The following is an 11,486-nucleotide window of genomic DNA, read 5'->3' on the forward strand; positions in this document are numbered from 1 at the left end:
TCGTATCCGTTTTTGGCAAATAGCGTTAGGGCAGTTTCAAGGATTTTTTCTTTTGTGGACATGGCACCTCTACAGTCAGCTAACATTCATTAGCCAAAATAGCTAATATTTATTAGCCTGTCAAGAGGACGCCGAATCTTTTTCGTTTAAGTCAGATTTTTATCAATTGATGGAGCATAGATTAGCCATGCCAATCGGCTATATCTTGCAATTTTTTATCGCAGAAAGCGAACCTTCGGAATACGCCTTCTTGATACAGTTTGCAACGGAATCGGCCAAATCGATTACTTCTTGGGGAATTTTGATTTCTGCGTCGCCCTCTGAGCTGTCTTTTTCAGAAGGAGTATTTGCCTTGATAATGGAATCAGCGACAGCTTGCGCTATGGAATCGGCCCGGGCGCGTTCTTCCGCCCTGCGGTCTTTGGCATCTTCATAAACTTGTGCAGAAACGCGATTTAATTTGACTCCGTTTCTACTGACGACCCTGACAATGCCGTCATGGATTCCATAGTAGAAAGCAGAAATGGAGCAAAGATTCTCGCCGCTATCAGGTACGCTGAAATGCAGGATGTCGTAGAAAGTGGAATCAAGCACTTTCAGGGAATCCATGAATTTTAGTGAATAGCCTTCATTGTTTTTTGCAGGCAAGCTGGGTTCTTCGAAAATAATTTTCTGATTTTTCTCAATATCATAAGTATCAAATAGATTCTGATTCGGGTGACAAACAATTTCGATGGAGCCTCCGTCAGAACTAGGGATTACATACAGCCCGATATTGATAGCGGATGCCAACGCCTTAGCTTTATAAACCAAGGAAGGCGATTCTTTTTCTCCAAACTCGGCGTAGTGATTCACCTTGTCCACAAATTTGACGGAGTCGGCGAGATAAATGATGGAATCCTTGCTGAAACTCTTTTGGGCATTCCACAGAGTTTGCATGTCCGTGGTAAATTCAGGCGGGTCATTGTCTTCGCCGCAAGCCAAAAAAGATGCCGGAACAGCAAGGCAAATCGCGCAAAAAAATGCTCGGAGGTACATGTTTTTCATTAGTCGTCCTCCTCATTGATTGCAATGTGGCTTCCGTCTTCCAATTCGATCTTCAAGATTCCCTTTTTGGTGTTGTAGTAAAGCTTGGCGTCAGATTCGACTGAGGCGATTTTTCCTTTGCTTACGGCAACGCCTGTGTACACGACTCCATTGATTTTCATGGAGTCGATGTAAGGAGAATCGGAACCAGGCATGTTTTGGAGAGCGAGGGGATTCGGGAGAGAAAATTCGTACTGACCGAAAGCCACATCGACGTTTCCGCTTTTTTTCATGTCTTCTTCGCTATAATAGAAGGTAGAAGCGTCTGAGGCTAGCGAAATGAAATAGATGGGGTATGCCGATTCTAGCGTTGTTTTTAAGTGTTTTTGGCAACTGTAGTCAATGGAATTTTTTCTCTCGGTGACAGTAAGGGAAAACAGATAGCCGTCCGAATGTTTGAAGGGAATGCTCTTCCCTTTTTTATAGCCGCCAAACTCTGCGGCATACCCCTGGATGTTGGAATTATCGACGCACCTTTGACTGTAATTTTCGCTAGATGAAATAATATCACCGCAGGCGCAAAGCAAAATAAGCGAGGCGCACGCCAAAAAACGCATTCTTTTTAACAAACTCATCATGAATATAAATTATATAATTCACATCCATTGTCAAGAGATTTCTCCCCAAACCCCAAAAAAAAGTCTTACTTCAGGAACAGCGAGAGTTTGCCGAAATCAAGAATCGTGATAAACACAAAGAAGCTGATGAAGAAGGCGGCAGCGACGTTCTGGATGACGGTCTGCGTCTTGGTAGAAAGCGGCTTGCCGCGAAGCTTTTCAAGGGCGAGGAACATCAGGAGGCCACCGTCGGTAATCGCGAGCGGAAGCAGGTTCATGACGCCCAAGTTAATGCTGATAAGAGCGAGCAGCATCAGGAAATCCTGGAAGCCGCTCATCCACACGTTACCCATGACGGCAACAATCGAGACCGGACCGGAGAACGCATCGACCTTCACCTGGCCCTGGAACATACGCTTAAAGTAGCGGAAGATACTTGTCGTCATTTTCCAGCTGGTCGCGCAGGTTTTCGTAAAGGCTTCGACAGGGCCGCGGCGCACAATTTTCGTTTCGCGGAAGAGCACGTAGCCCATCTGAATGCCGACCATGTAGCGCTTATATTCTTCGTTGTAGGCGGGCGTGAGCGCCTTCGTGAGCGTATCGCCGTTACGAATGACGGTGACATTCACGGTTTCGCCCTTGCTACCGTCAATGATGCGCACGACTTCCTCGTAGCGGGAAATGTGTTCGCCGTTGATTTCAAAAATCGTATCGCCAACGGCAAGGCCCGCTTTTTCGGCAGCGGAACCCGCAACAGGCGGCAGGCGCACAATCACGCGGTTACGCGGGTAGATACCGATATCACCGATACCCAATGCTATTTCGGAGCCAGTGGAATCTTGTGCGGGAACAATCAGTTCTTCGGGAACAACCGTAATCGTCAGCGGTTCTCCGCCACGATGTACCGTCAGAGGGACGCTTGCTCCAAGGCTCACGCCAATCTGTTCGCGGAAATCGTCCCAGCCCTGCGTAGGCTTGCCGTTGATTTCGGTAACGGTGTCGCCCGGCTGAATGCCCGCAGCGAGCGCCGGAGAATCTTTCGCCACAAAGCCGACAATCAGATCGTTGGTCGCCGGTTCTTCGACGCCCACCATATAAAGGATCATCAGCAGGATAAAAGCGAACACGATGTTGATGAATGGTCCCGCAAAGGCAATCGATGCGCGAGCACCAACCGACTTCGCCACAAAATCGCGTTCATCGGGAACCTGGCCGTCCTTGAGCGTATCAGGATTCTCGCCCGCCATGGCCACGTAGCCACCGAACGGAATCGCCGAAATGCAGTATTCCGTTTCGCCGTGACGGTAGCGAATCAATTTCTTGCCGAAACCGATGCTAAAAGTATTTACCTTGACGTTGTTCCACTTCGCGACCAAAAAATGGCCGAGTTCATGAATAGTCACCAAGAAGCTCAGGCCAATCAGGCCGAGCACAAACATCAAGACATTACTGAGAATCGATTCCATCGTGTGATAATGTAGTAAATAGAAGGTCGCTAGATTTTATTCAGCCGCATTCTGTACGCAGCGAACAGAATAACCATTGTTTTTTGAGGTTCCGGTAACGCTGAGGCCAGCATTATACAATCCACTAACGATCCAATAGTAAGCAAGATCATCCTTATCAGAGGCGCTCCAGAAATAGGCATTTCCCCCAACACCATAAAACATCTTCGTATTAGCAAGGTAGTAGCCCGCCGGAAGCACCGAAAAGCCCAACGAGTCCGGAACATTGAGCCAATCGGTTTCCGCCCACACATCTTTTGCCCATACCGCAATGGCACCACCTGCTTTTTTCTCGAAAGCGTCCCACTCCGTTGTTTCTGGCAAATGCCAACCAGACGGACAGGCGGTCACTGCCGCATCCCAAGTATATAAGCGTCCATATTTTTCGCAATAAATAGCGCTATCATTATAACAGAAACTGTTTTTCGTATTGACGTTCAGATTTTGTGCGAACCAAGTTAGCCCCTCAATTTCGACCGTCCGATATTCCTGACCATCCCTTTCATCGACATATTTTCCGTAAGCATCATCCTTATAGAAGGAAGTATCTTTCCATGCGCCTTTAACGCATTTTGCATACAAGTCATAGTATATGCTTTCAGACTGTAAAACCGTATCTGATTCTGTATAACTCGTGCAGCCTAGATTAATTTTTATTTCTTTTGAACTAGCCACCCTAAATGTATCGGCATCGCACACATATACATCAAAATATTTTCCCTCTACCAGTTTTCCGTCCTTGGAACAAGACACGCCTTTCAAGTTGTCCGCTTTCACAAAATCACGCCACTTGCCAGCATCGCATGTATAATATTTATCCTTGTAACTTGCGACAGAATCCTGAATTATCGAAGTACACTTTCCATAATGATAGGCGATTTCTTCCCAGAGACTCGCGGCTCTCCAATCGCCACCATCGCAAATATAATACACAGAATTGTACTCACCTACAAGACCCTGCGTTTTCGAAACACATTTTCCATAGAAATAGTCAAGTTTCTCATCTAGCGTTGATTCACGCCAGCCACTCGAATCGCAAGTATAAAAACCAACCACCAGGTTTCTTATTTTAGAGTCACAAACTTTTTCCAAATTGTACGTCAATTCATCTACATAATACCAGAGTTCATCATAGCACAAAATATTCAAGTTTTGTTCGTACGGAGTCCAAAAATACTGCTGTTTTTCGCCCTGTCTTTCACGGGTGCAAGCTCCTTTCTCGGAGGTAATATAAGTTGTAATCGCATCCGTCTCCGTTGATTTAACCCACTTCTCATTTTTACATGTATAGCTAGATGTATAATTATCACCCCCTGCATCATTAAAGACTATACCTTCCATCTTCTTTGTACAGGGTTCATTTATCCCTATATAATACCAGCGTTCATCGAAACATATCGCTGTTATATCGGTATGATAAAGGCTGAACCAATCATTATTCGATTTTTCGACCGTTTCCTTATGATTCGCCTTGGAGCATTTCCCTAATAAGTACTGAAGCAATTCATCCCTAGTCGATTCTCGCCATTCCGATTCATCACAAGTATAGTAGACATTCATCCATTGTCCATTTTTAGTTTTGACATTCACATCAACATTTATAACGCCATTCGCATCCCTATTACAGACGCCAATACGCTTTTCAAATTCTGTGCGACGACGCCACGCTCCATTATCGCACACAAGAGTATCTTCATCGGCAACAGCAACGTCTTTTTGATGAGCATTATTGCAATACATTCCCGCAGAATATTCGAGATTAATACAGCGAACAGAGAAGGCGTTGTTATACACTTCTTGCACAAGCGTATCCGAATCAAACGAGAATTTATACACTAAGCAATCATCCCCTTCGCAATCGCTAGTCCAAAAGCGAGCATCATCATGTACATATATTTCATCAAATACACTTCCTGCTGGCAATGCAGAAAAGCCAAACTTGTCCTTACCGCTCGCTACAGCAGTTCTTTTACCAACAACCGTTCCTTTAGGAAACCATCCCTCCTTGGCCTTAAGACTTTTAGCGATTCCTTCTTTACCATTATTCGCATCGACATACGCAAATAGATGTTCCCATTGCTTTGACGAGGGAATCACCCAACCCGAAGGGCACAGTTCATCGTTCAATATATCGCGTTTGTCTCCTTTAAAGCTCGGATAAAATCTTCCGTACTTATCGCAATATATTCCGTCATCATCCTGCGGGCACACGCTTTCTTCGGAAGCGTAATTCAAGTTCTGCGCCATCCACAACTGATCGCCGATAACCACTTGTCTATAGACCTGATTGTCACGCTTATCGACAAAGGTCGCACCGACATTTCTGTCATACGGGACATCTTCCGGTTCTTGCGAGCTACTGGAGACTTCATCAAAAGAACAAATAATCGATTCACCGTCTTCGGTACAGTGAATTTTTTCCAAGCTGGAATCAGGTTGTTCAAGCTCTATCCACTTGGATTTCTTGCAAATATAACTTTGGTCTAAATCTTCAAGATAAATAATAGACCCCTCTAAAGCCTCGTCACATTCAGAAAGAGTCAACCGCACGGTATTATCCGGCAGGGAATTGCTATTTGACGACGTCGGGTTCTTTTTAGAAGAACTGCTCGACGTCTTTGTCGAAGAGTCGCCTTTTGTACTCGAAGACGACCGTACCTTTTTCCCGCTAGAAGATGATAATTGGTCAACAGGGACAAGTTTTCCGTTGTCACATACGTAATAAGATTCCTGAGATTTCAGAAAAACGCGAGCAGAATGCAGTTCTTCGGAGCACTCATCCTCTTGTTTAACGGTTTCGTCGACACCGTCAGAAGTACCAGAATCACTAGAACTACCACAAGCGGAGATAAAAAACGCTACGAGGAGCGCCACGCTTGCGACAACAGAATTTTTCGTCAATGAAGAATTTTTCATATAATCCTCTCGAGAAGGTATTTACTCAAGGAATCTTTTTCGGGAAACATTTAACGAAGTCTTCTCAGGCCACGGGGCATCGGGACTTCGGTGCCGTCTTCCTGCAACAGGTAAATGTTGTCGAGGCTAATGTAGCCCGTGCCGCTGTAACGGGCGCGCCACGAGAAATTCTTGATTTGCTTCGGGTCGAGCTGTTCGACGGTCTTTCCCCAGCCTTCCTGCGTCATGTTTTCCCAGATAAGCGTGTCGCGCACCCAGAAGCCGTGCGTATTTCTAAGGCGCACCATGAATTCGTCGTAGTCCTTCACCTGTTCGCTTGCAATCTGCACTTCAAAATATCCATCGGGATTGCTATGGTTCGTGGCGTAGTCAAACACGATGCCGACCGATTTGTGAACTTCTTCGGGAATGATATAGTAGGCGCCAGCAAAGTTCGGCCACCCCTGCGTAGGAGGCTGTTCGATCATAAAGTCGTGACGGATAAAGCCGCCGTGCGGAGGCGCCCCGTTAAAGACCTTTGCGCCGATAGTCGTCGCATTGTCTCCGTTTGCCACCGGGAACCAGTCGACAGCATCGAGGCCGTTATCAAAGTTCTGCATCACGCTCGTCGTGCGGTATTCGCCGCGGACGCGGAACGGGATCTTAAACACGGTCACTTTTTTGCCAAGTCCCTGAATCGCCACACGGATTTCGCGCGCGCCAGAATACATTTCCACGGGGATAGGAATCTTCACATGGAAACTTTCGATAGACGCATTCCACTTTCCGTCATCGGGCGCCACCTGGATTTCAAGCAAGCCCTTCTTGCCCCAGTTGTCAATGGTCACAGAACCGTTCGTCAGCTGACCATCCTGCTGTATCGCGGTCACGAACAAGTCGATTGTATCGCCAGCCATCAGCACCTTCTTTTCGAGAGCGGCCGTAAGCACCTTGGGCATTGCGGCAGTTTCCTTGCCGAGACCAACGACCTTCGGGTTAATCTGGACGACAGCAAGTCCAAACGGCGGGACCGTAATATCCTTGCTCTTGCTCGGATTCAGGCGCCGACCGCTCGGTCCCATTTTCGGATACGGATAGGCGTTCTGCGACGTGCCCACCCACTTGAACTGATCTTCGCCAAAGATTTCCACCTGAGTGCGTACCAGGTCGCCCTTCGAATCGCCCTTGACGCTTGCACGGTCAATCTGAACCACCTGCGGAGCATCTGACAAGTTTACGATCATTACACGGGCGGAATCGCCCTTGCCAATCGCATACGCCTCGATATCGCGGCTGGTACTCTTGACAGGCAGCACGGCAAAACCGTTTTCGAGGAAATCCATAAACGTCATGTAGAGGCCAAAATATTCCGCCGTCGGTTCAAGCGACTTCCAATGATTCCAGGAGCCTTCCTTGAGGAGCGCCGTCATGCTGATGGTTCCCCAGGTGTCATCCGGGCCCTTAAATACGTTACCGAAGGCATCCCACGGGAGCACCTGCAGACGGTTACCGAAACGCACGGCATGTTGCGCAAAGATGCTTGCCACAGCGGCCGCCTGCGGATAGTCCATCAGCAAGCTGAAGCCCTGCACGCATGTGCTGAATTCCGAGAGGAACACGCGGCGTTCCCCGTCGAGGTGACGTTTCATCCATACATCGAGCGTATCCATGTTCGGGCCCACGTCGAGCATCGCCTTGAGCATTTCGTGCGCGTCCGGTGCATTCGGCGTCCAGTACGGATAGTTATGCAAGTCCACCACGTCGAGGTAGCGCTTGCCGTCTTTCTTTTCTGCCTCGCCCACGATGCGCAGGAATTCTTCCATCCAGTACTTGCCATCCAGAATACCGGCTCCCTTCTGCATCATCTTGTGCGTACTCAGGAGCGGTCCGTGCAAGATAATCGTTGGATCCACCGCCTTCATGGCACGGGCGTATTCGAGGAATCGCGCCGCATAGTGCCTTGCTGAAATCGGACCGGATTCTTCCCATTCGCCGTCGAGTTCGTTGCCGATTTCCCACTGCTTAATGTTGTAGCCCTTGACCTTGTTCGCATAATGGACCCATGCAGCAGCCTCTTTCGAGGTTCCCGTTCCCGCGTTCACGCAGATAACGGCCTTTGCGTTCGGGAGAGTCTTGATATAATCCATGAACGTCTCGAAATCCCACTTGATATCGGTCCAGTCGGTGCGGGCCTTGTCGCCGTTGCGGGTGGACATCGCATAGAACTTGTAGTTGTTGCCGCCAAGCAGGTCGGTCTCGCCACTATAAAGCTTCATTTCGCGAATCTGTACGCCCTTGCTCGGGAGTTCCTGCGCCTTGAAGCGGATAGCCACGTAACGTGCGCGAATCTGCTTGAACTTGTACTTGGTCGTCGCACCGGTCACCTTGACCGTGCCCGCCAACTTCAGCTTATTTTCAAGCGCCTGGTGTACGCCCGGATACTCGGCGTAATCCTCTGTCCAGTAGGAAAACTCAAAGGACTTCGGGCGCAAATTGCCCCAGTCAATCTGCAAGGAATCCAGGTTCTGCTTTTCGGGGAATTCCACCACAATCCAGGGCGGGTCCGCCGGGTCCAAAATTTCGCCCCACCACATGGTTTCCATATTGTCGTCGGCCAGGTGACTGCGACGCACAAATCCGTAGTTGTCCTTGGTGGTGCCGCGGTAAATCGTTTCGCCCAAGAAACCGCGCGCCCAGCGATTCTCCTCTGAAATCCAAAGTCCCGTGCTGTCGTACTTGCCGATACCGTTCCAGTGGTAATCATTGGAAAGGCTCCCGTTCGGGAAACGGAACAGCGTATAGCCACCATCGACTAGGGCCGGGGTCATGTCGTAATAGCGGCTAGGCGGATTCCAAATCGCCAAGTCCGCAGACATCATGTTGTCTTTGTTGATAACGATACCCGGGTGCAGGTCATCGACCTTGATGACGTTCTGGGCGGCAAAGGCGGCAGAGCCAAGGGAAAGCCCTGCCAACGCGGCCATAGCAAAATGACGAGCAAAACGATTCTTCATAAAAACCTCAAGGTAAATATAATTCGGATTTAACGACACAGGGAATTTGAATCCAATTTCAAGTCAATTGATGTATGCATACGGAAATTAGATTGATTTATATGGCGCTCCGCGTAGAAAATATGGAACGGGTAAGTTTCCCCTACCGTAAGTCCAAGGGTATCTAAATCTACAGCACCTGCCATCTGGGGATGTTGACCTCCGATATCCACCACAAGCACATTATTGATAAACACCCACACATCGTCGTCACCATAGAAATCAAAGTATTGTCCAGGAACATATTCGAACGTCGCCTGAATTTTCATGGTGAAACCGAAATTGTGGCGTTCGCCATCGCCTCCACTCAACTGATCATAGTAAGGATTCGAAATTGTTTTCGCAGAATCCAAGAAGTCTAAATCATCTAACAAGAACAAGCCACCACGATTCGCTTCGTTACCTTTCGAAATCGCATTTTTCGATATTTCGGCAAGCCAATAGCCACTGCTATCCAACGAAATATACAAGTCTCGACAAGTGGCATTAGTGAGCGTATTTCCATAACCGTCGACAGCCAACGATTCAGGAATAAACCAGGAATCCAGATGCTCGGTAATCTTGCATTTTTCAGGAAATTCAGTTGCTCTGACGGGAACTCCATTCGGTCCAAGATATCGTTCCACCATCCCCTTCATCGGTCTGCCACTAGCAGCACATCCACCGGAACCGAAGTCTGCGCTAACCCCATTTACTGGATCGCCATTTTTTCCTTCTCCACTTCCATCACCTTTGTCGCCGTGCAGCCAGTCAAACATCATCACCGGAAGTTTTCTTATGGGGCAATCACCCAGAATTCCTGGGTAACATGTGTACAACCCGGGCTTTCCAACCGATTGTCCTATAATCCACAATGTGTCGCTCAGAGCCGCAAGGCTATCGAGATTGATTTCGGTGGAAATAGTAGGTTCTGTTTCAACAAGGCCATTAGAACCAACGAAGTTCGGGCCTACGGTTTGCTTGAAGTATACAAAAAGTCCATTTTCAGGCAACTCTATAACAGCTTCAAACCATCCACAATAATCCGGAGCAGCAATCATATTCGATTCCTCTCCATTAACAATCATTACCGCACTTGTATTTGTCCAGGGCGGCATAAAGCGAATAACCTTTTTGCTTCCAGCAACATTTTCAACCGTAGATGAAGACTCTTTACAAACAACCTCAGGCAAATCAAACGAGGACGAACTACTTAATTCAGCCTCGTCACTAGAAGACAAAATACTTTCAGCAGAGCTAGACTCTTCTGCAGGAACAGAGCCCCTGTTACTCGACGACAAGCGAGTCTCCGAACTCAATTTGCTATCAGATATTGAAGACGAAGATTGTTCCGTAACGGTCTCGGACTGTTGCGCAAGCCATTCATCATGTTCATCTTCCAATTTTTGTAGATAATCTGTACAGGCCACCAAAATAACGCATACAAAGGCACCCATGTATGCCATCAATTTTTTTAACATCAACACAAAAGCTACATCCTTTTTCATAGTCCCGTTCCTTAAAAAGCAATGCTTAAGCCAACACCAATAGCACCAACAATCGCAAGACCAATTCCGACTTTACGAAGATTCTGCCCAGCCTCTGTATCTTCATGAATTTCTTTGTACTCGGCTTCAGATGAATATTTCTTTTCGGACGCCTCTTTAGCCTTATTATTTCCAATAGCAGCGAGCACAATCCCTGTCACAGAAGCTACGGCGCTAATGCTCAACGGAACCCAATGTACACCAGAATCTTTTTTCTCTTGATTTACATTCGTAGGAATGCTTTCGCCCACCTTGCTATCAGTTTTTTTATCAAGTTCATCGTAAGCGTTAGTCGCCAAGGTTCTAACAGAATCATTCTTTTCCACATCTTTCACCACAGCACTTGACGAATCAGCTCTTTCTGCATCATTCGACACCGCGGGCAATGTATCCATTTTTTCTTCAACCACATTCGCCGCAGTAGGAATCGAATCATATACAACAACTCCAATCGTATCTGGTTTAGATTCGGAACGAGTCATTTTATATATTACCCTAAAAAAATTGGGCGACTTTTGCTTAATAATTTCTAAAAGTTCATTAACATCGGCACCTCGCCCATTAAAACTGGATATAAGCTTATTTCCGGCCGTTTCATAGAGTTCTGCAGAAAGCGTTAGCGAACCGCCAAAACTGCCAACTTGTGCTTGACAAATAAAATCCGCCGCAATATTCTTTCCTGTTTCAACAAGGCAACTTCCTTCGCAATCCTCTATTGCTTTCCCTGGCGGAAGCATTTGTTGAATATTTTCTCGAGTCATAATCACAAAGCCTTGATCCGCCGGAAGTTCCGTTACAGCCTGTTCCCGCGGTAACGTATATTTTCTTTCGCAAATTCCTCTAAGGGGGTAAAAAAATAGGATG

7 protein-coding genes are annotated in these 11,486 nt (G+C 47.2%); all 7 read right to left on the reverse strand.

What is annotated here, in order from left to right:
- Positions 1 to 198: 198 nt before the first annotated feature.
- On the reverse strand, positions 199 to 1,047 hold the full coding sequence (locus Q0W37_RS14365) for a hypothetical protein (RefSeq protein ID WP_297702239.1): 849 nt from the start codon (positions 1,045 to 1,047) through the stop codon (positions 199 to 201).
- On the reverse strand, positions 1,047 to 1,643 hold the full coding sequence (locus tag Q0W37_RS14370; RefSeq protein ID WP_297702240.1) for a hypothetical protein: 597 nt from the start codon (positions 1,641 to 1,643) through the stop codon (positions 1,047 to 1,049). Before Q0W37_RS14370 ends, Q0W37_RS14365 begins: the two co-directional genes overlap by 1 nt.
- A gap of 86 nt (positions 1,644 to 1,729) precedes the next feature.
- Positions 1,730 to 3,109 carry an RIP metalloprotease RseP gene (rseP, locus tag Q0W37_RS14375; protein WP_297702241.1) on the reverse strand — a complete coding sequence of 460 codons (1,380 nt, stop codon included), beginning with the start codon at positions 3,107 to 3,109 and terminating at the stop codon, positions 1,730 to 1,732.
- 36 nt (positions 3,110 to 3,145) lie between these two features.
- On the reverse strand, positions 3,146 to 6,064 hold the full coding sequence (locus Q0W37_RS14380) for an FISUMP domain-containing protein (protein ID WP_297702242.1): 2,919 nt from the start codon (positions 6,062 to 6,064) through the stop codon (positions 3,146 to 3,148).
- Between the two features lie 50 nt (positions 6,065 to 6,114).
- Entirely contained in the window at positions 6,115 to 9,057 is a 2,943-nt protein-coding gene (locus tag Q0W37_RS14385) for a glycoside hydrolase family 44 protein (RefSeq protein WP_297702243.1), read from the reverse strand.
- Positions 9,058 to 9,086: 29 nt separating this feature from the next.
- Entirely contained in the window at positions 9,087 to 10,583 is a 1,497-nt protein-coding gene (locus Q0W37_RS14390) for a fibro-slime domain-containing protein (protein WP_297702244.1), read from the reverse strand.
- 11 nt (positions 10,584 to 10,594) lie between these two features.
- Positions 10,595 to 11,486, reverse strand: an 892-nt coding sequence (locus Q0W37_RS14395) for a hypothetical protein (protein ID WP_297702245.1), incomplete at its 5' end; no start/stop codon positions are given.

The organism is uncultured Fibrobacter sp., assembly GCF_947166265.1.
Lineage (GTDB): Bacteria > Fibrobacterota > Fibrobacteria > Fibrobacterales > Fibrobacteraceae > Fibrobacter.